This window comes from Bacteroidota bacterium (assembly GCA_035506275.1).
Classification (GTDB): domain Bacteria; phylum Bacteroidota; class Ignavibacteria; order UBA10030; family UBA8401; genus JAGVPT01.
In genome coordinates this window covers 1-25,397 of sequence record DATJPT010000013.1, presented here as the reverse complement: position 1 = coordinate 25,397, position 25,397 = coordinate 1, and the positions used below count along the sequence as shown (strand labels likewise).

Here is a 25,397-nt window from a genome sequence, read left to right as displayed (position 1 = left end):
TTCCAGGAGAAGGTTCTTCGCGTTGAAGGTCAACAGGAGGTCGGATCATGAAGAGACGAAATTTTCTTTTGGGACTTCCCGCAGCGACGGCGGCTTTGAGTTACTCGGGCGCACGCGGAGAAAACCGGAGTAGTCACCCGATCGGTGAAATATTTCCGGCAAATGACGCGCCGTTGGCAGAGAAAGTAAAACGGGCAATGCTCTCGCTGCAGCGGGCGACATGGGAACAAGGGGTGGCCATGCAGGCGATGCTGGAGGCGGGGGACTCGGACCTCGTCATCCTCATGGCCAAGGATGCCGTTTTGCGCCAGTCGCCGGACGGAAGGCTTGCGATGCTGGGAGAGGAATTTGCCTTAAGCGATGCCTGCTCTCCCGGCGAAGCGGTCTTGTGGGCTGCAAAAAAGACCGGGGATAAAACGTTGATGGGCGGGTTTGATAAATTGGTCGAGTATGTGATGACAAAAGCGCCACGGACGAAGGAAGGGATCATCTATCATTTCACGAATATCCCTCAGGTCTGGAGCGATATCATGTATATGCTTCCGCCGTTTCTGGCCGCGGCAGGAAAGTACGAAGAATCGGTGAAGCAGATCGACGGCGCTTATGGGCTTCTTTGGAACCCCGAAAAGAGACTTCTCTCCCACATGTGGGACTGCGAGAAACAAAGCTTTGTTCGGAAGGATTGCTGGGGTGTCGGAAACGGCTGGGCGGCAGCCGGCATCACCAGAGTGATTCGGGCTCTTCCCGGATCAATGCAATCGGAAAAGAAAAAAATGATCGGATATGCAAAAAATATTATCGATGGATGCTTAGCACACATCAGACGGGACGGCTTGTTCCATAACATCGTGGACGATCCCCGTTCATTTGTTGAAACCAATCTCGCCCAGATGCTTTCGTATTCCATCTATCGAGGAATTCAAGGGGGATGGATCGACAAGAGCTACTGCGAAAAGGCCGACACGATGCGCCTTGCTGCTCATTCGAAGGTTGACGACCTCGGACTTGTGCAGGGAGTATGCGGCTCGCCGGAATTTGACCATCCCGGCACCGCTACCGAGGGACAGGCATTCTTTCTCATGATGGAAACGGCGTACAACGAATTGAGCAGCGGCAAAGGTTAATCGTTCGATCAAGATTCTTCTCGATCTCAGCGTCCGTCTTCAGAACAAAGCGATCTCTTCCGGGGCGCGAGCTTTTCCCTCAAAAAGGATTTGCATTTCTCGCTCAATCTCGCTATGCTGTTGTAGCCAGCTCAATCGTTTCAAACAATCCTTAACGCAGCAAGCCTTGCATTACTTCCAGGTTATTGCCATGACTGATCCGCGTCGTGGAATATTCATTGGTTTGGATGAAGGAAACTTTTCCATCGGAGCAGAGGAGATGAAGCCATGAAGATCGACGCTACTTGGAGAAAACACGCATTCACCGCGGCCATCGTGCTGTTGTACGCCGTCTCATTGCACACACAGCCGAAATCACGACGCACGGATATTTCGGTCAAACAACTGGGGGTCGTCGGCAGCAACTCCGTCCGCATCAAGCGCGACCCGGTCTCGCATCGCCTGTACATCGTTCAAAATAACGGACTTATTCAGCGCGTCAATTTTGGAACCGGCGGCTCGGCGACGCTCACGACGGTGTATCAACCTTCCGTTGACAGCGTAAATGCCCCGCTAGGAATTACCTTCGGCCCTGACGGTACAATGTATCTCACCGGCAATGACTCCACCGGCGTCATTGGCACCGCTGTGGTCGTTAAGGGAGTTCCCGACTCGCTCGGAAGCGAGAATCGTACCTGGAGTGTTATCGCCCGCACTGTCGGATACAGGTACGGCAACATCTACAACCATCGGGTCAATGCGATTATCCTGAATCCTACCGGCGACTCGCTCTACATCAACAGCGGCGCGGCTACCGACCACGGTGAATTGCACAATGGCTTCCGGGAAGCCGGCCTCACATCGATCATCTGGAAATTGCCGATCAGCGGGCATGATATTTTATTGCAGGATGACCGGGAATGGCTCAGGTCCAACGGGTATCTCTTTGCCGAGGGAATTCGCAATACGTTCGACTTCGCGTACGCAGGGAACGGGGACCTGTTTGGTCCGGAGAATTCCGATGATCGCGACGACCCCGAAGAGCTCAATTGGCTTCGTGAAGGACATCATTACGGTTTTCCCTGGCGCATCGGCGGGGATAACACGCCCCAGCAATATACCCCGTACGATCCACACACGGACCCGCTGCTAAGTAAAAACGCCTGGGGAGGAGGAAATTTGTACGTCACCTACAGCGAAGACTCGACATACCCGGCACGGCCGGACAGCATCACATTCACCGAACCGATTCCAAACGCCGGTCCGGACGCAGACAAATTCCGCGATACGACGACCGGAGCGGTGAAGGACGCCCACCAGCTCGGCACGACGGATGCTACGTTCACGCCGCATCTTTCGATCGACGGCATCGTGTTCGACAAGGATTCGATCATCGCGGGCGATTTGAAAGGTAACGCGTTCGTCATCAGCTTTTCGAACAGCTCTCTCATCACGGCGCTGAACGATACCAGCCAGAATCTTATGGCAATTGCCCTGACGAAGAACGATACCGGTTACATCGCACACGTCACAAAGCTTGTAACAGGGTTCAATTCGCCGCTCGGCATCGAGATGGTAGGAGACACTCTGTATATTGTCGAAACTGGATTACAATACAGCAATAACTCTCCCAAATTATGGCAGGTGATTTTGCCGACAGGGACGGCGGCGGGTGTGGACGAAAAGCAGAACCATCCTTCGGCCTACGCGCTGAATCAGAATTACCCCAACCCCTTCAACCCGGCAACGGTCATCAGCTATCAATTAACGGCGAACAGTTTTGTTACGTTAAAGGTCTATGATGAGCTTGGAAGAGAAGTTGCTCGCCTTGTCAGCGAGACAGAGGGGGCCGGAAATCATTCCGTGCGATGGGATGCGGCGAATTTGTCGAGCGGAGTTTATTTCTACGAACTAAGCGCCGGAAATTTCCACGACGTGAAAAAAATGGTGCTGATGAAATGATCGGGGGATTGACGGAGGATGCTCAGCGCAACAGGAGCATCGTCTTTGTTTCATCGAAGCTCCCCGCTTGCAGCCGGTAAAAATACGTGCCGCTTGCAAGCCCGGAAGCGTTCCAACGGACTGAATACGCCCCCGCTTGCCGTTCATCATCGACCAGCCTGGCGATCTCCCTCCCCGTGAGGTCGTACACATTCAGTTTCACGAAACTGGTGGCTGTTAATTGATAGCTGATGATTGTTTCGGGGTTGAACGGATTAGGATAGTTCGCATTTAATCTGTGTGACTCCGGAAAAAGCGAACCGTGGTCGTGAACCTTCGTAGTCGCCGCCAGCCGGATTCTATAAAGGCTGCTTCCCGCCGTGATATACAGTGTCTTTCTGTCCGCATCTCCCCAGTTGCAGTTCGAAGGCGTTTCCATGACGATCCTGTCCAGGTAAACTCCCGCCGGAGATACGACCCACACGCCGCTCGGCCCGCTGCAGTAGATGTTCCCATCGCGGTCGACTTTCATTCCATCAACGTACCCCGATAACGGCGTCGTATAGAATAATTTCTTGTTGGCGAGCGAGTCCCCCGCGACATCCCAGACGTAGATCTTGTGCTGTGCCGATTCGTTGACGTAGAGCTTGCTTTCGTCGGGGGAGAAACAAATTCCGTTCGGTTTGTCGAGAGAACTATCTAACAACGATAATACGCCCGACGGACTGATCCTGTAAATTCCTTTGAACGTCAATTCAGCTTTTTCGCCCGGAGGGATGTTGAAGTCCGGGTCGGTAAAGTAGATGGAGCTGTCGGACTTTACGACGACATCGTTGGGGCTGTTGAACCTTTTCCCGTCGTACGTTGAAACGAGAGGAGTGATCGTTCCATTGGCTTCCCGGCGCGAGACGCGGCGCAATCCCATCTGTGTCAGGATGATTCGTCCCCGGAGGTCGAGGGTCATGCCGTTCGAGCTGTCGGATGGGTTCATGAAAACCGTCAGCGTGCTGTCGGCGGGGGAGAATCGGTAGATTTTATTTCCTGCGATATCGCTCAATAACAATCCGAGCGAGTCGATCCACACCGGCCCTTCGGGCTGCAGAAAGCCTGTTGCAACTTTTTCCAGCTTTGCTTCTGGAGGGATGGGGGATTGGGCCATGACTCCAATGATCAACAGGAATTGAAGGAACAGCATGCAACGGAAGCGGTGCCTGAGATTCGGTATCATGGTCATTGTCCGGTCAAAAAAAGTGATCACGAAATGAATGCCCTCTCATATTGGGCGATCATCCTTTCCATCATATCGTTCGTTTCCTTCTTGATGATCTGCCGCGACGGGTCTGCTTCGAACCAGTCAATGGTCCGCTTGATTCCCTGTCGGAAGGGAATGGTCGCCGTAAATCCGGGGACAAACCGCTTGATCTTGCTGTTGTCGAAAATCACGCTCGTCGCTTTGTCTCCGATAAGGCTTCCGCGAAATTCCTCGTCGCAAGAAGCCAGAAAGTCCGACGCCATGTGAACGATATGCGCCTCCCGTCCGACCGCTTCGGCGACCGCCTGATGGATCTGATCCCATGTCAGGATCTCGTCGGATGTGATGTGGAATGCATGTCCGATGGACTGCTGGTGGGCGAGAAGACCGACGAATCCCTTGGCGAAATCTTCCGCATGAGTGACGGTCCATAGAGAAGAACCGTCCCCGTGGACAATGATCTTCTTCCCTTTCTTGATCCTGTCGACCGTCGTGTATTCGGTCCATCCTCCGACCGGAACCGGAATGACGGTATCGTATGTCAGCGAGGGACGAACGATCGTCACAGGGAAGCTTTCGCTTCTGTACAAAGACATGAGCTTTTCTTCGCAGGCAATTTTATTCCGCGAGTATTCCCAGAACGGATTCGCCAGCGGCGTCGATTCGGTGACGAAGGGGGAGGCGGCGGGTCTTTGGTAGGCCGACGCAGAACTGATGAAAACGAATTGCTTCGTTTTCCCCTTGAACAGCTCGAAATCTCGTTGGATATCGCTCACCGTATATGCGATCCAATCGACCACGGAATCCCACGCATGGTCCGTGAGGATTGATCGCATTTCGTCCGGCTTCGAAATATCGCCGATGAGCACTTTGGCCCCCGGCACGGCAGTCCCTCTTTTTCCTCTATTAAGTAAATAGAGATCGATGCCGCATGCGACTGCAAGCCTGCTTACGGAAGTGCTGATATTCCCCGTTCCGCCAATAAATAACACCTTCATAAAAATCAATTAAGTTTTGTGTTTGAATAATGAAAAATAACGGTTGGGCCTAATCTCTCATGGAACCCGTATTTGCCTCCGTTATTGTTCGGTCAGTTACTTTTATACTTTTCCCTTTGCCAATCCATTCTTTGTCAGGTACGCGTAACTCTTCTGCATACCGTCAAAGATATTCCCTGCATACTCGTCGAATTCGACGATCATCCACTGAATATTTTTTCCTCCTGCCCTGACAATGGCAGGGAAATCCAGGGTGCCGCTTCCCGCCGGAACGTGCGCATACATTGTGGGACCTTTGACTGCCGGTCCGTCTTTGATGTGGAGGAACGGGGCGCGCTTCCCGAAATCGTGCACCGCTTTTGCAGGGTCGACACCGCCGGTCTTCGCCCAATAAGTGTCGATCTCAAAGAAGACGTCGGGAGACAGGTGCTCCAAAAAATAATAGAACGGGACGATCCCGTCTGATTTTTCCCATTCCCACCAATGATTGTGGAGCCCGAAATTCAGCCCTTTCTTCTTGAAGTATGCGCCTGTCTCGTTGTAGAAATCGGCTTTCTTTTTCGTGATGTCGACGGTCTTAAAAATTTCGGCCACCTGTTTCATCAAGTCGTCGCTGTGCGGCGAGAGCCCCGCCGGCCATCCGGGATAGACCACGTTTTTGCACCCGTATGCCTCTGCGGCTTTAAGAATATTTTCCCGTTCGTCGCCGACGGGCAGGGCTGTGTGCATGCTGAACACCTGCAGCCCGCATTCCTTGAACACCTTTGCCGCCTGTTCGAGCGTGACATTTGAAGGGAGAGGATACGCTTCCACGCCGATGTATCCCATGTCGGCTACTTTGCGGACAGAGCCGGCGAAGTCCTTTTCCAGTTCATAACGGATCGTGTAAAGCTGGAATCCGATGTTGGCCACGTACTTCTTTTCATCAGCGAAGCTGAATTTCGTCAGGGCGAGCGTGCCGGCGCCCAGCCCGAGAAGCTTGATGAATTCTTTTCGTGTGTAGTTGGACTGTGTCATCGCGTTCTCCTTTATTTGAATGGCTAGCGCAATTTTCTGATTTCGGCGGTCTTCTCTTCACGGCGCATCATTGCGGAATCTTCCCGTGCAGCGCTTGCTTGAAGAACTCTCCGCTTTCGGTGAGCTTGAACGGTTCCCACGATTGCACGAGTCTCGGATACCATTCGGTATCGAAGACCCATCCCATCCAGCTCATCCCCCGTGACTCAAGATAATGAATGATCTCTTTTCCATACTCGCCGTTCTCCGCCATTCCCTCTCCCCCTAAAACGAAACCGAATTCCGTTGCCACGACGGGGTACGTACCTGCGGCGAACCCGAAATCTTCATCCCATTTCGGTACGTACGGCTTCGAGCGCTTGTGGGGATACGGGTGTGTCACGTAGCCGATCCCTTCCGCTTCGATCGGTTCGACGTGCAGCGGCGTCAGGTCATACGCCCAATCGAATCCCGCCACAAGTGGGATCTTTTCCGTATCGTAGGCGCGGATGAGATGAATGATGTTTTCGTTGATCTTCTTCCATTCGCTCCATGACATGCTTCCGAGCTGCCCGTTGTAGAGCGTCGGTTCGTTGAAGAGTTCATAGAAGGCAATGGTATTGTTTCCTTTGAAGTGGACCGACATCGTGCGCCAGAACTCATACGTTTCTTTTTTTGTCGTCACGTATTCGGGGTCCTGAAACAACTCCATGCCGAGGTTGCCGATCGAGTGCCAGTCGAGGTCGATGTACATCCCGAGGTCGCTGCACCATTCTACGGCCTGGTCGAGGAGCAGAAGATACTTTTCCGGTGTGCGCATGCGCCAGGCGGCCGGATGGACCGGAATTCGTACGATCATCGCTCCGTAGTCCTTGAGCTTCAGGAAAAGGTCTTTGTTCCAGCGTCCCTGCTGGTCGAGCTTGTCCGGGTCCGCGATGGCGATGCCGCGGAAGAGTACGGTATCTCCGTTCGCGTTAACAAACCTGTTCCCGCGCACACGAATGAGAGGGAGCTTTTTCGCATTCGGGTCGTTGAACGGTCTGTTGACGTCGCGCGTGTTCAGCCAGTCGTAATACATACTCTTCTCTTTTGGCGGCTGAGCATTCCCGGCCGCCGGGCAGAGAAGGACGAATGAGACGACGAATAATACAGCAATATTTTTCATAGTGGTGCCGATCAAGGTAATGATGAAAGTGAATCCAAGAACTTCTTTGCCAAGATCCTGCCGGTTTCTCAGATCAGGATTTCCTCAGTGTGATGTGTCACTGCGGCGTCAGCCTGACAACGAGAACATCATGCGACGCCAGATCGGACGACGTATTCTTTTTTGTGTCGCCGAGTGCTTTCTTCTGCCAAAGGTCGCGAATGTTGTAAACGGTTTCGTTGGTGTTCATCGTTCTTTTCGACAGGTCGTCAGCGATGACATTTTTTGACCAGTCGAAATCGAGTTTTCGAGCCGTTTTGGAACGATTGAGGAAGCAAACTGCCCAATCGCCGTGCGCAAGCGGTTTCACCCAGATTTCGATGCTGTCCCTCGTGTCGTAGCGGTATCCCTGAACGCCGAGGGAGTCCTGGTCGATGTCGAGGACTTCGCGGTTGGTGAGGATTTCGTTCGTCTCTCTGCTCATCGCGCGCAGGTCGTTGCCGGCGATAAGAGGTGCGGCCATCATACACCAGAGAGAGAAGTGCGACCGGTCTTCGCTGACCGACATGCCGTTTCCGACTTCGAGCATGTCGGGGTCGTTCCAATGTCCGGGCCCGGCATACTTTCGGATGTCCTTGCGCATCTCGGGGATCTTCATCACTCCCCACGCCGTCCAGGTGCCGTGATGATCGTCCGTGCAGTCGAAGCAATTTGTGATGTCGCCGGTGATCCTCCAAAGATGGCCGACGTCCTTCGCCCACTCCCACGATTTTGTGTCCCCCCATTCGCACAGGCTGAAGACGATCGGCCTTCCCGCGGCATAGAGCGCGTTCCTCATTGTAGTGTACGCCCCGATGGAGTTCAATCCGTCGGTGTTGCACCAGTCATACTTCAAATAATCGACTCCCCATTTTGCGTACGTGAGAGCGTCCTGGTATTCGCGGCCACGGCTGCCAGTTCTTCCGGCGCACGTCTTGTCGCCGGCGCAGGAGTAGAGGCCGAACTTCAGTCCTTTCGAATGGACGTAATCGGCGAGCGCTTTCATGCCGGAGGGGAAGCGCTCCGGATCGGGGAAGACGAAGCCGAGGCTGTCGCGTCCCCCGTGCCAGCAGTCGTCGATGACGATGTACTGATAGCCGGCGTCCCTCATTCCGCTGGAGACCATGGCATCGGCCATGTCACGGATCATCTTTTCATCCACGTTGCATCCGAACCTGTTCCAGCTGTTCCATCCCATCGGCGGAGTGAGCGCCAGGTTCTGAAATTTCTGACCATATGAGGCCGTAGCAATTATGAGAATGAGGAAGGCGGCGACTTTCGTTGATGTTCTCATAGGCCATTCGCTTTTGCTGTTTTGTAGTGAACGTTCGGCAAACCCCGTAGTATCGCGGCGCTCTGTTCCGGGGTGATATCCCGTTGCGGTTCGGCGAGCATCTCGTATCCGACCATGAATTTTTTCACGGTCGCCGAGCGGAGGAGGGGGGGATAAAAATGCATGTGAAAATGCCATTCGTCGTGTTTCTTCCCGTCCGTGGGCGCCTGATGCATCCCGGCCGAATAGGGGAACGAGATTTTGAACATATTGTCGTACTTGCTCGTGATCGTTTTTAATGCGTTGGCGAAATCCTTTTTTTCTTTTTCGGAAAAGCGGAGGATGTTCGCTATTTTCCGTTTCGGCACGATCATCGTTTCGTAGGGCCAGACCGCCCAGAACGGCACAAGCACCGTGAAGGTTCCGTTGTCGTAGACGATCCTCTCTTTCAGGCGAAGCTCTAGCGTACAATAATCGGCGAGGAGACTTTTTTTCTTTTTCGCGTAGTACCGCTTGAATTGCTGGAGCTCTTTCGCGGCCTCGCGAGGGATGCTTTCCTGCGCCCAGATCTGCCCGTGCGGATGGGGATTGCTGTTCCCCATCATCGAGCCCTTGTTCTCGAAGATCTGCACATGGTTGATGTGCCGCTCGGCGCCGAGCGATCTGAATTCGTCCTGCCATACCGTAACGACCTTCGCGATTTCCCGTTCGTCCATCTCGGCAAGCGTCAGATCGTGCCGGGGAGAAAAATTGACGACACGGCAGATCCCTCTTTCCGTTGTTGCCATCAAGAGGCCGCCGATGTTTCGCTGCAGAGGAGGCGTATCGGCTAAGAGCGCCGAAAAATCGTTGGTGAAAACGTACGTGTCCTTGTAATGGGGATTCGTCTCGCCGTTTGCCCGCTTATTGCCGGGACATAAATAACATTGCGGGTCATACGCGGGACGCGCCTCTCCTCCGGTCGCGGAGATCTCTCCTTGCCATGGACGCTGTGTCCGATGGGGGGATACGAGGATCCATTCACCGGTGAGAATATTTTTTCGCCGGTGAGGATGCTTCGCCGATTCGGTGTCTTTCGCTTTCATGATCGTTGAGAATACTGATTCCGGGATTTGTTCTGCGCCGTTCCCCGCCGGTTATGCGGACGGTGTTCGGGTCTTCAAATAGAGCGTCCCGCCGAAGAGGATCATCAGCGCTCCCCACCAGACGTCGGGATGGATTTCCGCCAGCACGGTTTTGACTGCCGGCGGGCTGATGAGATGATAGATTCCGCTCAATAAAATGAGGGTTCCCATGACCAGCAGGATCAATCCGACAAAATACCAGATCGGTTTCATTTGAGGTTCAGGCATGACAATTCTCCTTTATCACCAGAATAGGACGTTTAACACGATAAGGACGATAAGCGAAATCAGGGCATAAAACTCGGGCCGTTTTGTGAACGGGAGATGTTTATCGAAGTTCTCCTCCGTCAGTCCCTTGACGAGCCCGACCAGCTCTTCTTTCGGTCTCTTTTTTGTGAATAGGCTGACGCCGACCGTGACCGCCGCACAGATGACCCATGCCCACCAGGCGCGCCAGAAATTCGCCGCCATGTCGCTCTGCACGCTTGAAAGGGTGAGGTAGCTTTCCGAGAACCAGTGGAACTTCACCGCGAGATACATGAGAAAGGAGGACGACATGCCGGAGACCAATCCCCAGAAAGCTCCCGCCGGGGTGATCCACCAGATGAACATGCCGAGGAGCATCGTGGCAAAGAGCGGCGCGTTGACCCACGAAAAAATTGCCTGCATATAATCCATGATACTCGGAAAGCTTTTCGCCCAGTACGCCGTGATCAAAGAAATGATGACGCCGACGATGGTCGAAACGCGTCCCATCCATAGGAGATGGGCATCGGAGGCATTTTTGTTGAGCACCGATTTGTAAATGTCGTAGGTCCACACCGTATTGAAGGCGCTCACGTTTCCCGCCTGGCCGGCCATGAAACCGGCGAGCAATGCGGTGACGCCGAGTCCAACGAGCCCTGCCGGATAGTAGCGCGCGATCAGCAATGGAAGGGCCGAGTCATAATTGACCTGCCCGCCGTCCTGCAGCAATTTGAAGCCGCTGTGCGGATCGATCGATAATGCGATGGCGATGAGTCCGGTGAGGATGACGATGAACGGCAGCGCCATCTTAAAGAACGATGCCAAGATCGGCGTCAAGCGTGCAGTGCGCAGGTCCTTTGCAGAAAAAGCGCGCTGCACCACCAGGAAGTCGGTCGTCCAATAGCCGAACGACAGGACGAATCCCAATCCCAGAACGATGCCCCCCCAACTGATGAACATTCCATTCTGCGTCGGGTCGGCCGACGTCGACCAGAGCGTGGTGAAAGAGACGTGCGCGCTGTACGCGTTGATCCTCGCCATGATCTCTTTTAGGCTTCCGATCTCGATAATGCCGAGGATCGAGACGAGGAAGAGTCCGAACCAGATCAGGAAGAATTGAATGATCTCGGTGAAGATCGCCGACATCAGTCCGCTGAGCGACACATAGGCTGCCACGGTGACGGCCGATGCCCACATGCTCACATCCCAATTCCAGCCGAGGAAGGTGTGAAGGACAAGCGCCATCGCGTAGAGGTTGATGCCCGACACGAGGAGCGTCATGATGGCAAACGCGATGCCGTTGAGCACGCGGGTCTTTTCGTCGAAGCGGAGCTTCAGGTAGCCGGGGACGGAATTGATCTTGCTGCTGTAATAGAAGGGCATCATGTAAACGCCGAGGAAGAGCATTGCCGGGATGGCGCCGATCCAGTAAAAGTGCGCGACATACATGCCGTACTTGAAGGTATTGCCGGTCATCCCGAGCAACTCGAGAGCGCCGAGGTTCGCCGACAGAAATGCAAGCCCGGCGACCCAGACGGAATTTTTTCTTCCGGCAAGGAAAAAATCCTCCTGGCTGCGGGTATACTTCCGGAGATACATTCCGATCCCCAGAACGAAACCGAAATAAATGATGATGATCACCCAATCGATGAACGACAGTCCGATTGCTTCCATGTGTTATTCCTTGTCGATGTTGTTGTCGTAGCCTCTGTTGGAATTGGAGAATCAAAACGCTTCATTGCCGCTGTGTCGTGAATGACGAGCGCGCTACTGAACGCTGCCGTACGAGATCTCAATCCTCGCCAACGCGACGCCGTTGGCAAGATCGATCTTTATGAACCGGTCTTCCGGAGGAATATTTCGGAGGATGTAACGTCCAGCGGCGTAAAATCCATAATGATTGGAATACGGTTCATAGACTTCTTTGCTCGCTGCGGCCGGCGAGAAATTTTCCGCGGTTGCCCCGGCGGAAAATTCGATCGTGCTGTCACGCGTGGCGGTCGTATAGAACACATCAAGATACAAAGAATCGATGCGTTCAGGCAACCTGTAAATGATAAAATCGCCGTCATGACCTTGAACGAGACTCGGATCCTCCTTGCTTCTGATCGTCCCCCCGCCGCGAAGAAATTTCAAATCGCCGCTTCTTGCATAGAAGTTTGCATCGTTCTCGAATTCATCGATCATCATCCGGTTCGATGCAACGACGGCGTTGGTCGGCTCGGATGGCTCGGACACCCCCGATGTATTTTTTGCGATGAACCGGTAGACGTATTTTTTGCCTAGTTCGACCGAATTGTCGGAATAAAGTGGACGATACCCGATATTGGCATCGCTCGCATTTGAATCAATCACATCCCATTGCCACCAAAAGATCCGTCCGGTGGGCCTTCGCTCTATAATATACGATGTTGCCCCCGTCGAACCTTGCCAGGAAATCCTGTATGGGGATTCGATTGGAAGGGGCGTTGGAAGCAAAGGGGGCGGAAGCGGCGGCTCGGGGAGGCCATTGATCTTGTATGCTTTTTCTCTCATCAGATTGATGACGTCGATCTCTTCTCCATGCGCGCCATAGCCGAAACCAGGCCAGCGGTACGAAAAACCATGATAGTAAAAACCTCCGTCGCGGTTGTGCTGCCGCATATCCCAGATCATTATGCCGGCAATTCCGGAAGAGATCACCGTATCGAGCACGCACCTGATGCTGTCGATGGGCAGAGAACCAAACTCGCCGATGAAGTACGGCTTTTTCCCTTTGGCTTTTTCTCTCGCGCTGAGGATGAGCGGGATCATCTGGTATGCGGGAACGTAATGATGCGTCGAGACCACATCAATGTTCGGGTCTGCAAGTGCCGAGTCGCTCACGGACTTGCTGTGCGTCCCTTCGAGGACGAGATGATTTTTGTCGAGGCTTTTGATGTACGCGGCGATCGTGCGGGTCCACTCATAGGTGGTCGGTTCAAGCTCGTTCCCCGTTTCCCATCCAAGTATTGCTTTGTCTTCTTTAAAAGGAACGCCGGTGCAGGTATTGACCCGGTTGACGATGTGCTCGACCGTTTTTTTGAAGTCGGAGATCAGAAGAGAATCGGTCCAGAACTCCTCGCTCTTCTTCCCGCGGAAGGCCGCATACTCCTTCGGCCCGCCCCACCACCACCAGTTGTCGACCAGCGGAATGATCACGCGTATCCCGGTTTCGTTGGCGACCTGAAGGACTTTGTCGTACGCCTTAAACGCCTCTTCGTTGAACATCCCCGGCCCGTCAACATGGCGGATCAGGTCCGGAGGGTCCTTTTCTTTTCGGACCGAGATCACGTACATCCGGGTCACTTTTCCGCCGGCTTGCATGATCGCCTGAAGAGCGTCCCGTATTTCGAACTCGTCTGCGACGCGCCACGGATTTGGGTCGGTGAATTGCTGGTTGTCTTCAATGTAATGGAGGTTGGGGAGATTATAGGAGACAAACCGGAGTTCATGATCTCCGTCCATGAGCTTGTCTCCTTTGGTTGTGACGAAGTTCTGAAACTGAGCGTGGAGTGGGGGAGGAACAGCGAGCAAAAAGAGTGCGGCGATTGTGAAACGAACCGTCATGCGATTTGCCCTCTTTTCATCCATCGAGGCACCATGGCATCAGCGTGAGCGGATTTCGATGCGGCTGATCTGAACCCCCTCTTCCAGCATGATCTTGATGTACTTTGTCCCGTCCGGAAATTCCGTTCCCGCAAGCGTCACGGCATCGAAGTATCCGTAATCGTTCTGTCCGTAAAGAAATACTTCTTTGCGTGTGGCAAGATCCGCGAACGTTTCCAGATCTTTTGAGGCGAGTACTTCGACCTTCTTTGTTGTGTCTGCGACAAAATAATCCACCAGAACACTTGCCGCTTTACCTTCCAGCGTATAGATAATATAGCTTCCGTTATTTCCGGCCAGCCGGCTCCGGTCTTCTTTCGCGCGCCGGATATCTTCCAGCGTCAATAGCTTCAACGCGCCGTCTTTTTGGAATACCTTGTCGAAATTCTCCATCTCATCAACGATCGTTTTGTAGACTGCCTCGACCGGGCCGACAACGTTGGAGTAACCGGATTCCCCGGTTTCATTTTTTGCCTTCACCCTGTATGAATATTTCTTTCCGATCTCTGCCGACCCGTCGGAGAAGAGGGGACGGTATTGGTACCGGGATTCATCGACGTTGGCGGCGGCGACAGTCCATGACGTGTCGCTTTCTTCTTTTCGCTCGACCGTATACGATCCGGCGCCGGTCGACCCCTCCCATGAGATTTCCGCGACGTCGTTGATGTCGAGCAAGTGGGGAGGGGCGGGAACCGGAAGCCGCTCCGCCGTCGTGCCGTCGATCTGATGCGCCTTTTCGCGCAAAAGAGTGAGGACGTTCCGCTCGTCGTAAAAGTCGCCGGAAGAAAATCCCGGCCACCGGTACGCCTCGTAATTCTGGTATTCGTAATGGCTGTAAAATCCCCCGTCGCGGTTCCTGAACCGGAGGCTCCAGATCATCGCTCCCGAAAGCCCCTGGTTGATGACGGTGTCGGTGATCATGCGGATGTCTTCCGTCGGAACGAGTCCGTACTCGCCGACAAGGTACGGCTTCTTCCCTTTTGACATTTCCCGGTTTTTCACGATGTCATTGACGGCGGCCCTGGCGTCGTGATAATAATGAGTCGAGAGAATGTCGAGGTCCGGGTCGTTGAGCGCCTCTTCTGAAATTTCCCGCGCCAGAGTGCCTTCCATGACCAGGTGATTCTTATCGATGCTCTTGATGTATGCGGCGACGGTTTTCGTCCATGAGAACGGGGCGACAATCTCGTTGCCGGTTTCCCAAGCAAGAATAGCCTTGTCCTCGTTGTAGGGGATGCCGGTGACGGTGTTTTTGCGGTTGAGGACAAACTCGATCGTCTTCTCAAAGTCGCCGATCAGCTGCTGGTCGGTCCAGAACGCATCGCGCGCCTTCCCCCGGAACGCCGCGTACTCTTTCGGCCCTCCCCACCACAGCCAGTTGTCGACGAACGGGACGATGAGCCTGACGCCGAGCTCGTTCGCTATAGAAAGAACCTTGTCGAATGTCTTGAATGCTTCCTCGTTGAATTTTCCCGGAGCCTCGACGTGGAAGACTTCGACCGTATCCCCTTCCTTCTTGACCGAAAAGACATACATGCGGACAACCTTTCCCCCCATTTGCTTTACCGCGGTGAGCGCATCGCGGATCTCGAATTCATCCGGCAGCCGCCATTGGTTGGTTCCGCCGAACGGAAGATAATCCTCGATATAGTGGAGGGTTGGGACGTCGAATGAAATGAATCGAAGCTCGGCATCGCCATCCATCAATTTGTCCTTCTTGACCGTAATAAAATTCTTGAACTGCGCGTGCGCAGCGAAGGCGCACAGAACGACAAGCAGGATGGGCCGAAAGAATTTGTTCACGATGCAACCGGGAATTTGTGAATAGGCAATTGCGCTTGCTGCATGAAGTTCAAATGTAATGCCATACATTGTAGATAATCCCTTCTGAAAATGCAAAAAAATAAATGCGCGGGCGGGGCATTTCTTATTATTTTGTGAAAGATTATCAAAATAATAGGACTGTGTTCGGGGCGTCGGCTGCGGACTCGAAGAAGCATACTTATTTGTCAAAAAATTCCGGCACGTCAATTGCACTCGTTTCACCCAAAAAGCTGGCAGGAGTATGGATCAAAAAGAAGAATTGGCAGGAGAGTTCGCTGATGCCCTAAGAAAGGGGATCGTGGACCGGTGGTATCCGCTCGTCGTCGACAAAGAGTGCGGCGGATACTTTACGAACGTCGCTTACAATTGGAAACTTCCTCCGGAACAGGAAAAAATGATCGTAACGCAGGCGAGGCATGTGTGGACGTTGTCGAAACTCGCCTCGTTCCTGAACGACCGGTCGTTCGAAACAATGGGGCTGCACGGCTACTATTCGCTGCGCATTCATATGTGGGACGCCGAGTACGGCGGGTTCTATCAGATCAGAAACCGCGTCGGCGGACTGTCGGACGTGAACGGATGGCGCGACGAGAAGCGGACGTACGGAAATGCATTCGGCATCTATGCGCTTGCGGCGCTGTATCGTCAAACAGGAAACAACGAGATATTGAACTTTGCCCAGGAGGCATTCCGATGGGTGGAGGAGCATGCCTACGACCCGAAAGGGGAGGGGTACTTCGAATTCCTGACCCGCGAGGGAAAACCGTTCGATTCAAGTTCGCAGTACAAAACGATCGCGTCCGACAGAAGCGAGCTCGGGTTCAAAGACCAGAACTCGTCGATCCATCTGCTCGAAGCGTACACGGAGCTGTACCATGTGTGGAAGTCTCCGCAACTGCGGATGCAGCTTGAACGGCTGCTCGTGCTGATACGCGACACGATGGTGTCGAAAGAAGGATCGCTGAGATTGTTCTTTCACCCGGATTGGTCGCCGGTGTCGTTCCGGGATGCGGCGGAGGATGTGCGCAAAGCGAATTTCGGGCTCGACCATGTTTCCTTCGGCCACGATTACGAAACGGCGTTCCTGATGCTCGAGGCGTCACACGCTCTGGGACTGAAGAACGACACGAGAACGCTGGCGGTTGCGAAGCGGATGCTCGACCATGCGATCCGCTTCGGCTTCGACGAGTCGGTCGGCGGGTTTTACGACGGAGGGTACTATTTCAAGGGAGAGACCGAATGCTCGATCGTCAAGGATTCAAAGAATTGGTGGGCGCAGGCGGAAGGGCTGAACGCGCTCCTGCTCTTCTCGAAAATTTTTCCCCAGGAGAAAAAATATGAGGACCACTTTCTGAAGCAGTGGAAATACGTTAGAACCTACATCATCGACCCGCAGAACGGCGATTGGTTCGAAGGGGGGATCGACAAAGAGCCGCATTTCAAGACCGGACCGAAAAGCCATATGTGGAAATGCACCTATCACACCGGGAGGGCGCTGATGAACTGCATCAACCTGCTCACCGGGGAGAATTCGGCGAAGAAGAAGGAGGTTGCCGAACTGGCACACGCCTGGCACGCCGTTGCTTCCTCGCAGCTTGCCGCGGTTCCCGCGTAGCGCTTCTTTCCGCTGAACCAAAATCATTTACCCCATAAAACACGAATGCCTTGGACCGATCCTGCATCAGGATAAGGACAAGGCATCTGTGTTGCGGAGAGCTACTTTTTCAGAATCTTCAGGTTCTTCGAGATCAAGTCGTACCGCTGCTTTACGCTCATGGCGCTCCGGTAGCCGTCCTCGGGCGTGTGGAAAACATAGTCGAGCAATCGATCGACGGTGGAGGTTGCGACATGCATCCGCGTGTCCGATGAGGCGTAGTAAATGAACACCTCGCCGTTGTCCCGTTTCACCCAGCCGTTGCTGAAGACGACATTCGAAACGTCGCCGACGCGCTCCATTCCTTCCGGCGCGATGAAATATCCCTGCGGACGTGCGATGACTTTTGACGGATCTTTAAGGTCGGTCAGGAATAAGTACAACACATAGCGCAGACCGGCAGCCGTGTTCCGGACGCCGTGTGCGAGCTGGAGCCACCCTTTGTCCGTTTTGATCGGCGCGGGGCCCAGGCCGTTCTTCACTTCTTTGATCGTATGATAGACCCGGTCGTCGACGATGATCTCGCTGCGGATCTCCGCGTTCTCGATCGAATCGGAAAGTCCCCAGCCGATGCCTCCTCCCGATCCCGTTTCGATGAACCCGTCTTGCGGCCTCGTGTAGAAGGCGTATTTTCCATGGACAAATTCGGGATGAAGGACAACGTTCCTTTGCTGCGGCGATTTCGTCTTAAGGTCGGCGAGCCGGTCCCACTTTTTGAAGTCTTTCGTACGGATGATCCCGCATTGCGCTGTTGCGGACGACAGATCCGTCCTCGGCGCGCTTGTGTCCTTGCGCTCCGTGCAGAACAATCCGTAGATCCATCCGTCCTCGTGCTTCACGACGCGCAGGTCGTAGACGTTCGTGTCGGGGTCCGACGTCTCGGGGAATGAGATCGGATAGTCCCAAAAACGGAAGCGGTCGATGCCGCTGGCCGATTCAACGACGGCAAAGAAGGATTTCCTGTCCACTCCTTCGACGCGGACGAAGAGGAGAATTTTTTTGCCGAGTTCGAACGCACCGGCATTGAACGTACCGTTCACGCCCAGCCGTTCCATCAAAGACGGGTTCGTCGCATAGTCCAAATCGTAACGCCAGAACAACGGTACGTGCTCTGCCGTCACGACCGGGTTGACGTACCGGTGGAAAATGCCGTTGCTCTTCTTTGCTTTCGCGTTCGGCTTTTTGACGAGCTTTTCATAGTCGCTCGTCAGCGTCGCTAATTTCCGGTTGAACTCTTGTCGTTTCATGGTAATTCCGGAGGAGAACTATTTTGAAAATGCAACCGACCCCTCGGCGGCGGACGGGACCGTCTGGCTTCCGTTCGTCGGCTTCATCTTTAACACTCGTTCGTCGAAATCGGCGGGGAGCGTCTCCTTGCTCAGGTCGTCCAGCTTATTCCACCAGTTGAATTTCAGGATCACCGACGTGATCGCGAAACTGGCGAGGACGCCGTACAGCAAGGTCATCTCGCGCGTGATCAGTGAGATGGGAACAAGTACGATCGAGGTCTGCCACACGACTCCGACAAGGACGTTGGTCATGTCGCGGACGAAGTTCGGGTTCGGTTCGAACGACGGATAGTATGCGCGCGCTTTTTTGATGATCGGTCCCCAGAATCCCCATGGGCGGATTTGCATGTAGAACCGCAGCAGCACCTCATCGGGTTCCGGTTTCGTCGCCAGGCTTCCGACAATGCACCCGACAAGCGAGACCGCGAAAACGTACGGGAAGGACATGATCGCCGGGATCGACGGGAACGCCGCCGGAATGATCATCGATGCCGCGATACCCGAGATCATCCCCCAGAAATATCCGTGTCCGTTCAGCCTCCACCAGTACCATTTGAGCACGTTCGATGCCGTGTAGCCGCCGTAGAGCGCGCTGACGATCCAGAGCGTCACCTGGTTGATGGATTCCACCATGAACCCGAAGGCAAAACCGATCAGCACGAAGGCGATGGTCGTAATATAGCTCAGGGTGACGTATCGCCCCTCGCTCGCGTGCGGGTTGATGAACCTTTTATAGATGTCGTTGACGACATACGCCGGCGCCGCATTGATGGTCGCGGCATAGTTGGACATGAACGCCGCCAGCAGACCAGCGAGCAGCAAGCCGACCAGGCCGACCGGAAGAATGCTTTTGATAATGTAGGGAAGGATCAGCTCGAAGTCGATATTTTGCCCCATCGACTTAAGCTCCGGCGAAAAGAATGCGAGCGCAAGAACCGTGATCCCGGAGATCATCGTATAGCGCGGGAACATGAGGACGAGGTTGACGAACCAGTTCATCTTCGCCGCTTCCTTCGGCGAACGTGTTGCGAGGACCCGCTGCATATCGTAGTTCGGCGCCGGACCGGCAGCGCTCTTCAGAATACCCTGGAAGACCACCATGATAAAGAAGAAGCCGAACATGCTGTAACCGTCCGCTTCGATTTTGGCGTTTACGGCGTCGATCAACCCCGTCCAATTCAAGCCGAGCGTCCAGCCGAAGAAAGGGGTCGTCCAGCCTTGAGGGATGAACTGGTGCAACTGCGCCGGCGTTACTGTCGTGATCGCAAGGATGCCGATCGCGAGCGATGCGACCGTGAGGACGATGAACTGGAGAAATTCCGTAATGACCACGCTGAACATTCCCCCTTTCACCGCATAGACCGCAGTGAACGACATGAGGATGACCGCATACATATCCGGCGAGACGTGCCACGGGAAGAAAATTGCTGCAAACTTTCCGATCCCCTTGAACGCGTATGCGATGAAGCCGATGACGCTGATGAGCGCAAAGATGACGACGCTGATGTGCGAAAGATTTGCGCCTTTGCTGCGGCCGAACCGCGTTTCGATCCACTGGGCGCCGGTCATCACCTTCGATTTGCGGAGCCAGATCGAAAGATACGCCATCAGGAAGATCTGGTTGAAAGTCGGCCAGATCCACGGCATCCACACGCTCTTGAACCCGTACACGAAGAGGACGTACACAAGCCACATCGTTCCGGTAATATCAAACATCCCGGAAGCGTCGGACACACCGAGAATCCACCAGGGGAGAGAATTCCCGCCAAGGAAATATGAGCTCATGCTTTTCTTTGCCCGCTGTGACACGTAAATTCCGAGCGTCATTGCAACGACAAAATAGGCAATGATGATGCCGATGTCGAGGGGGCTGATTGACATAAGAATTCGCTTTCTAATAAGATGAGATACTTTGCCTCAAAACTTTTAAGCATAAACGGTGCCATTTCTCTCCCCTCCTTTAGCGATTATTTAGCGAATTCGCGCGTTCGTCAAATTATCAGAGTGATAATGATTATGGAAATGATAAAGCGGCTCGAAGATTGATTTATCGGAAGCTTGCAGTTAAGGGGCCAATTGGCGAGATTGGCCTGGCAAAATTATTGCATACGCCCTCTCCTAGAATAATAACCGAGGAGTACCCGACCGATGAAACCATCCGCCCGAATATTAGGCCTTCTTGCAATACTCATTGTTGAATGCGCAGCCGCGCAGCATCAACCGCTCCAATTTTCTTCGATCTTTACCGACAGCATGGTGCTGCAGCAGCGGCACGACGTTGCCGTCTGGGGGACGGCTGCCGCCGGCAAACGAGTCTCGCTCAAGGCTTCATGGAACGCTGGCGCTTCCGCCGTGGCGGACAGCAGCGGGTCGTGGTCCCTTCATTTGAGGACAGTGAAAGCCGGCGGGCCGTACGAAATCACCGCGTCGGACGGCGACACGAGCGTGACGCTCCATGACGTGCTTCTGGGAGAAGTATGGCTCTGCTCGGGGCAGTCGAACATGGAAATGCCTCTCGAAGGCTGGCGGCCACAGAATCCGATCATGAATTCGGACAGCGAGATCGCGCACGCAAACTATCCGAACATCCGTCTCTTCGGGATGAAACGGGGGTACGCGATCGAACCCGAAACATCGTGCGACGGACGGTGGACGGAATGCACGCCGCAGAACGCGCGGCTCTTCAGTGCCGCCGGGTATTTCTTCGCGAGAACATTGCACGAGAAATTGAACGTGCCGATCGGGATGATCCATGCGAGCTGGGGAGGGACGGCCATCGAATCGTGGATCGGCAAGAAAGCCCTCACGACGGTCGGCGCTTACGATTCCGTTCTCAAAAAGATGGAAGAAGGACGCGACAGCATTCTTGTGCTCAACAAGTGGGTAACCGGGCATCCGGTCATTAAGCTCGCCGGACGCAAGCAGGAAAGCCGCTGGCTGAACCTCGACTTCGACGACAGCGCTTGCGCTTCCAAAAGTTTCAACGATTCGCTTTGGAAGGAGATGACGCTTCCAACCGTCTGGGAACGGACGGAAGTTGGGGAATTTGACGGAGCGGTCTGGTTCAGGAAGCAGGTTATTCTTCCGTCCGGCTGGAAAGGAAGAGACCTCGTGCTCAGCCTCGGCCCCATCGACGATATGGATGAAACGTTCGTTAACGGCGTTCCTGTCGGCAGCCATCTCACCGAAGGGATGTGGGAGGAGCCGCGAATCTATCCGCTGCCGGGGAGCGTCGTGAAAGATTCGGTCGTCGAAATTGCTGTGCGCGTTCTCGACTACGGGGGCAACGGCGGCATCTTCGGCAAGCCCGAAGAGATGGAGTTGAAGCGTACCGATACTGCGCTGGCAATTCCTTTGGCGGGGAAGTGGAAGTACCTGCCGGTGGCGGAATACCGCGGCAGCATTTTTTACGCCTTCGGATACAAGGGGCAGGAATATTTCCGGCGTCCGAAAGTGCCGATCGATTTTTCCGGGTACTCTCCGACGGCGCTCTTCAACGGAATGATCTCGCCGCTGGTGCCGTTCACTCTTAGCGGTGTGATCTGGTACCAGGGAGAATCGAACATCGGCCGCGCGGAGATGTACGCCAAGTTATTTCCGTTGATGATCGGCGAGTGGAGGGAGGTTTTCCGGTCGGAGAACCTTCCGTTCTATTTTGTCCAGATCGCGCCGTACAATTACGGGCCGGACGCCCATTCCGAACTCATTCGCGAAGCGCAGTTCAAATCCCTTTCCGTGAAGAACACTGCGATGGCAGTGACCCTCGACATCGGCGATTTCAACAGCATTCATCCGTCGGACAAACAGGATGTCGGCAAACGCCTCGCGCTGTGTGCGCTCGCGAATGCGTATCATCAGAAAAACATTGTCTGCTCCGGTCCCGTGTTTCAATCGATGAAAATAAAAAAAGACGTTGCGGTTTTGAAATTCGGAAACGTCGGCAAGGGATTAGTCGTGAAGGAAGATTCGAGCGGGAGCGGTTTTCAGATCGCGGGAGAAGATAAGCAGTTTAAGAATGCAAGAGTGAAGATCAAGGGATCGACCCTGCTGATCTCGGCTGACGGCGTGGCGCATCCCGTTGCCGTACGCTATGCTTTCACTAATACACCGGCGGCGACGCTCTACAACGTGGAAGGGCTTCCGGCATCATCCTTCAGGACAGACGACTGGAAATAAGCGGCTCATGGCCTGTTATATTACAATGATACACTTTATCAAAATAATAAACGCGGGCGTAAATACGACACATAGGTAATCTCCCTTTTTTGCATATTTATGCCATATATGAAGGTCAAAAGTATGGCATCATGTATGCAAGAACCATGATTTTAAGGAAAACTTCGTTCATGCCGAAAACAATACTTTGGTAAGCTGAATGAATGTGCTGAATATGCCCGCCGTACCGATTCAAGTATTACTTCAACTCTTTTCACGTTTTAGGCTGATGGTTCGCCGAATCTCAAGGTCGGTCAGATGGTTGCCGGAAAAAACCAATTGATGCCGGCAGAGCCTTGTGATCTTATGAACGCAAGTACGTTATCGTGAGTTGCAAATCAAAAAAGGGCTTGACAATCAAAAAAGTACAACCTAAATTTGCGCCAGGTGACCACGGTGTTCTCTTCCAAGTCTCCACCATCACATCGAGCTTTAATTCAAGTCTGAAGTTACCATACTACCCTCAGCGGCAACTAATTCATCGGAGAAGAAAAAATGTCTATTGAGACTTCTTACAATCGAATGAAACTGGCGTGTGCAGTTGCAGCATTGTTGTTGATCACCGCGTCAGCGTTTGCGCAGGGAACCGGAACGATCAACGGCCGGATTGTTGATAAGGACTCGCACGAAGCGCTCGTTGGGGCCAATGTGATCGTTGCGGGCACCAACCTCGGTGCGGCAGCCGACATCGACGGAAAGTTCACCATCCATACCGTCCCTGCGGGGAAAGTAACATTGAAGGTGTCGTACGTAGGATATAAACCGATCACGGTCGAGGTGACGCTCGCAGAAAATGGGACCGTGCAGCAGGAAATTTCGCTTGCGGCTGGTTCGGTGATTGGCGAAACGGTCGTTGTCACGGCACAGGCGCGCGGCCAGTTGTCTTCCATCAACCAGCAGTTGGCGTCGAGTACGCTGATCAATGTGGTGTCGGCAGAAAAGATGAAGGAATTGCCCGACGCGAATATCGCGGAATCCATCGGGAGACTTCCCGGGGTGTCGTTGCAACGTAATGCTGGCGAGGCCGATGCCGTTGTCGTGCGCGGCCTCTCACCGAAGTACAATAATATCACCATCGAAGGCGTCCCGATGGTCTCGACCAACTACGGCGACCGGAGCATAGATCTGAGTATACTTTCCGACGATCTGGTGCGGGGAGTGGAGCTTTCGAAGACCCTGCGTCCGGATATGGATGCCGACGCGTTAGGCGGGACGGTCAACCTTACATTAAAGACGGCGCAAGAAGGGTTCCATTATGATGTTCGCGGCAACGGGGGATATACAAAACTGGACAACTCATACAGCAACTACAAAGTAGCGGGGACGGTCGGCGACAGATTCTTGGATGACAACTCCCTCGGACTCCTGATTCAGGGCAACATCGAGGAGAAGAGGTTGCCGGCAAATCAATTTAACGCTACCTATGCGGCACCGCAGGGGCTAGTCCTTGCCAATGGCGATTCGATCTATAATCTTTCCACGCAAACAGCAACCGTTCAGCAAACAGATACAAAAAGGAATCGATACGGCGCGAGCGCGGTGCTAGATTATGTGTCTGATTTTTTTAGCGCGAAATTCTACAGCGTGTACGACCAGAAAAAAGACAGTACCTTGACCAGAAGCAACCAAACGACATTCTTATCCGGACAATTCTTCTCCCAGATTTTTGCCAACCAGACCAAGACCGAACAATGGTCGCATTCGGCGCAATTTTTATTCAAACTCGGGAAGACAGAATTGCCGCTGTCGTTTACGTATACGAAGGGGGATGTAAGTTCTCCGCTAGCCCAGCAGATTGATATCTATGGATTTGAGCCTACGGGATTTCCGGTCCTAAAGGTGCAACAAACAAACTTTGTTCAACCTTCCATCTTGATGAACTATAATGGAGTGCAGCAGCCCCAGTATTCTTTGCTTCAGGAGCCATGGATCATCAATACTTCTCTTTCGGACCAGGATTATGATGCAAAGGCTGACTGGAAAATACCGTTTAAGTTTTCAGACGAATTCTCCGGAACAATCACGGCAGGCGGAAAGTATCACAGCGTGACGCGTTCGAGCAATCGAGATCAATATGGGCTGTACATCCAGTATGGACAGGGAAAGGGGGCAAGGGACGATATGATTTCGTATCTCACCGCGCATTATCCCGGCTTTAGTACTGACCCTACCCTCCAAACGGGGATTGAGGCCAACAATTTTGTTGATCCGAACTATAAGGGTGGGTCGATCTTAGGATACGCAATAGGGCCTCAATATAACGTCGCTCAATTGGAGAGCATAAACAGTTACTTTTATGCGAATCGTGGACCGGGCACAGCGATTGATGAATATTTGATTTCAGGTGTCAATAGCTTCAATCAGGACTACTCGGACAAAGAACATACAGTTGCGGGTTATTTGATGGGTGAGTTTAACATCGGAACGAGCCTGACAGTTATTCCCGGAGCCCGGTTTCAGCAAGAGAATACCGATATCACATCCTATCATATCCTGGTTGATCCTCTGAGCCCGACAGGGATCGTGGGCTCGCCCTCGCCGAGTGAATCGAAGCGGAATAATCCGTATTGGTATCCTTCGGTCAACGTGAAGTATAAAGCGAGTGAGAAGGTTCAGTTATTGGCTGCGGTCTATCGAAGCGTCTCGCTGCCGAGCTTCATCGATATCGATCC

General features: G+C 53.5%; 17 protein-coding genes. 5 read left to right on the top strand and 12 right to left on the bottom strand.

Translation table 11 applies throughout. From position 1 onward, the window contains the following. Nucleotides 1-47: 47 nt before the first annotated feature. Together VMF88_10240 and VMF88_10235 are read left to right on the top strand one after the other, a co-directional pair. Complete coding sequence (locus tag VMF88_10240) at nucleotides 48-1,124, top strand: glycoside hydrolase family 88 protein (GenBank protein HTY11438.1); 1,077 nt, start codon at nucleotides 48-50, stop codon at nucleotides 1,122-1,124. 267 nt (nucleotides 1,125-1,391) lie between these two features. Further along, nucleotides 1,392-3,065, top strand: coding sequence for a T9SS type A sorting domain-containing protein (locus VMF88_10235; protein ID HTY11437.1), 1,674 nt, complete (start codon nucleotides 1,392-1,394; stop codon nucleotides 3,063-3,065). Between the two features lie 22 nt (nucleotides 3,066-3,087). Here the strand turns inward: VMF88_10235 and VMF88_10230 are convergent, their stop codons facing one another. The 10 genes from VMF88_10230 to VMF88_10185 form a co-directional block, all read right to left on the bottom strand. Further along, on the bottom strand, nucleotides 3,088-4,278 hold the full coding sequence (locus VMF88_10230) for an SMP-30/gluconolactonase/LRE family protein (GenBank protein ID HTY11436.1): 1,191 nt from the start codon (nucleotides 4,276-4,278) through the stop codon (nucleotides 3,088-3,090). Nucleotides 4,279-4,298: 20 nt separating this feature from the next. Next, nucleotides 4,299-5,294 (bottom strand): SDR family oxidoreductase, encoded by a 996-nt coding sequence (locus VMF88_10225; GenBank protein HTY11435.1) that lies wholly within the window; start codon nucleotides 5,292-5,294, stop codon nucleotides 4,299-4,301. Between the two features lie 102 nt (nucleotides 5,295-5,396). Next, nucleotides 5,397-6,311, bottom strand: a complete 915-nt coding sequence (locus tag VMF88_10220) for a sugar phosphate isomerase/epimerase (GenBank protein ID HTY11434.1) — start codon at nucleotides 6,309-6,311, stop codon at nucleotides 5,397-5,399. A 67-nt stretch (nucleotides 6,312-6,378) separates the two neighbouring features. Continuing rightward, a complete protein-coding gene (locus VMF88_10215) occupies nucleotides 6,379-7,455 on the bottom strand; it encodes a cellulase family glycosylhydrolase (GenBank protein HTY11433.1) in 1,077 nt (358 codons plus the stop codon). Nucleotides 7,456-7,552: 97 nt separating this feature from the next. Then, nucleotides 7,553-8,767: a glycoside hydrolase family 27 protein gene (locus VMF88_10210; GenBank protein HTY11432.1), complete on the bottom strand. Its 1,215-nt coding sequence runs from the start codon at nucleotides 8,765-8,767 to the stop codon at nucleotides 7,553-7,555. Continuing rightward, nucleotides 8,764-9,831, bottom strand: a complete 1,068-nt coding sequence (locus tag VMF88_10205) for a UDP-glucose--hexose-1-phosphate uridylyltransferase (protein ID HTY11431.1) — start codon at nucleotides 9,829-9,831, stop codon at nucleotides 8,764-8,766. The genes VMF88_10210 and VMF88_10205 overlap by 4 nt, the downstream gene beginning before the upstream one ends. A 51-nt stretch (nucleotides 9,832-9,882) precedes the next feature. Next, entirely contained in the window at nucleotides 9,883-10,098 is a 216-nt protein-coding gene (locus VMF88_10200) for a hypothetical protein (protein ID HTY11430.1), read from the bottom strand. Between the two features lie 15 nt (nucleotides 10,099-10,113). Next, nucleotides 10,114-11,790 carry a sodium:solute symporter family protein gene (locus tag VMF88_10195; GenBank protein ID HTY11429.1) on the bottom strand — a complete coding sequence of 559 codons (1,677 nt, stop codon included), beginning with the start codon at nucleotides 11,788-11,790 and terminating at the stop codon, nucleotides 10,114-10,116. Nucleotides 11,791-11,883: 93 nt separating this feature from the next. Continuing rightward, nucleotides 11,884-13,602: a cellulase family glycosylhydrolase gene (locus tag VMF88_10190; GenBank protein ID HTY11428.1), complete on the bottom strand. Its 1,719-nt coding sequence runs from the start codon at nucleotides 13,600-13,602 to the stop codon at nucleotides 11,884-11,886. Nucleotides 13,603-13,743: 141 nt separating this feature from the next. Beyond that, nucleotides 13,744-15,615, bottom strand: coding sequence for a cellulase family glycosylhydrolase (locus VMF88_10185; protein HTY11427.1), 1,872 nt, complete (start codon nucleotides 15,613-15,615; stop codon nucleotides 13,744-13,746). Between the two features lie 193 nt (nucleotides 15,616-15,808). On the opposite strand from VMF88_10185, the gene VMF88_10180 reads away from it, so the two are divergent. Beyond that, nucleotides 15,809-17,182 carry an AGE family epimerase/isomerase gene (locus VMF88_10180; GenBank protein HTY11426.1) on the top strand — a complete coding sequence of 458 codons (1,374 nt, stop codon included), beginning with the start codon at nucleotides 15,809-15,811 and terminating at the stop codon, nucleotides 17,180-17,182. Between the two features lie 101 nt (nucleotides 17,183-17,283). Here the strand turns inward: VMF88_10180 and VMF88_10175 are convergent, their stop codons facing one another. Both VMF88_10175 and VMF88_10170 read right to left on the bottom strand, forming a co-directional pair. Next, entirely contained in the window at nucleotides 17,284-18,468 is a 1,185-nt protein-coding gene (locus VMF88_10175; GenBank protein ID HTY11425.1) for a glycosidase, read from the bottom strand. Nucleotides 18,469-18,486: 18 nt separating this feature from the next. Further along, nucleotides 18,487-20,391 carry a sodium:solute symporter family protein gene (locus VMF88_10170; protein ID HTY11424.1) on the bottom strand — a complete coding sequence of 635 codons (1,905 nt, stop codon included), beginning with the start codon at nucleotides 20,389-20,391 and terminating at the stop codon, nucleotides 18,487-18,489. A gap of 267 nt (nucleotides 20,392-20,658) precedes the next feature. On the opposite strand from VMF88_10170, the gene VMF88_10165 reads away from it, so the two are divergent. Continuing rightward, nucleotides 20,659-22,686: a sialate O-acetylesterase gene (locus VMF88_10165; GenBank protein ID HTY11423.1), complete on the top strand. Its 2,028-nt coding sequence runs from the start codon at nucleotides 20,659-20,661 to the stop codon at nucleotides 22,684-22,686. Nucleotides 22,687-23,220: 534 nt separating this feature from the next. Continuing rightward, nucleotides 23,221-25,397, top strand: a 2,177-nt coding sequence (locus VMF88_10160) for a carboxypeptidase-like regulatory domain-containing protein (protein HTY11422.1), incomplete at its 3' end; no start/stop codon positions are given.

Coding starts and splice junctions, on each gene's coding strand:
- VMF88_10235 (HTY11437.1), top strand. CDS start 1,392: ATGAAGATCGACGCTACTTGGAGAAAACACGCATTCACCGCGGCCATC.
- VMF88_10215 (HTY11433.1), bottom strand. CDS start 7,455: ATGAAAAATATTGCTGTATTATTCGTCGTCTCATTCGTCCTTCTCTGC.
- VMF88_10180 (HTY11426.1), top strand. CDS start 15,809: ATGGATCAAAAAGAAGAATTGGCAGGAGAGTTCGCTGATGCCCTAAGA.
- VMF88_10190 (HTY11428.1), bottom strand. CDS start 13,602: ATGGACGGAGATCATGAACTCCGGTTTGTCTCCTATAATCTCCCCAAC.
- VMF88_10175 (HTY11425.1), bottom strand. CDS start 18,468: ATGAAACGACAAGAGTTCAACCGGAAATTAGCGACGCTGACGAGCGAC.
- VMF88_10195 (HTY11429.1), bottom strand. CDS start 11,790: ATGGAAGCAATCGGACTGTCGTTCATCGATTGGGTGATCATCATCATT.
- VMF88_10220 (HTY11434.1), bottom strand. CDS start 6,311: ATGACACAGTCCAACTACACACGAAAAGAATTCATCAAGCTTCTCGGG.
- VMF88_10205 (HTY11431.1), bottom strand. CDS start 9,831: ATGAAAGCGAAAGACACCGAATCGGCGAAGCATCCTCACCGGCGAAAA.
- VMF88_10230 (HTY11436.1), bottom strand. CDS start 4,278: ATGACCATGATACCGAATCTCAGGCACCGCTTCCGTTGCATGCTGTTC.
- VMF88_10225 (HTY11435.1), bottom strand. CDS start 5,294: ATGAAGGTGTTATTTATTGGCGGAACGGGGAATATCAGCACTTCCGTA.
- VMF88_10185 (HTY11427.1), bottom strand. CDS start 15,615: ATGTATGGCATTACATTTGAACTTCATGCAGCAAGCGCAATTGCCTAT.
- VMF88_10200 (HTY11430.1), bottom strand. CDS start 10,098: ATGCCTGAACCTCAAATGAAACCGATCTGGTATTTTGTCGGATTGATC.
- VMF88_10165 (HTY11423.1), top strand. CDS start 20,659: ATGAAACCATCCGCCCGAATATTAGGCCTTCTTGCAATACTCATTGTT.
- VMF88_10170 (HTY11424.1), bottom strand. CDS start 20,391: ATGTCAATCAGCCCCCTCGACATCGGCATCATCATTGCCTATTTTGTC.
- VMF88_10240 (HTY11438.1), top strand. CDS start 48: ATGAAGAGACGAAATTTTCTTTTGGGACTTCCCGCAGCGACGGCGGCT.
- VMF88_10210 (HTY11432.1), bottom strand. CDS start 8,767: ATGAGAACATCAACGAAAGTCGCCGCCTTCCTCATTCTCATAATTGCT.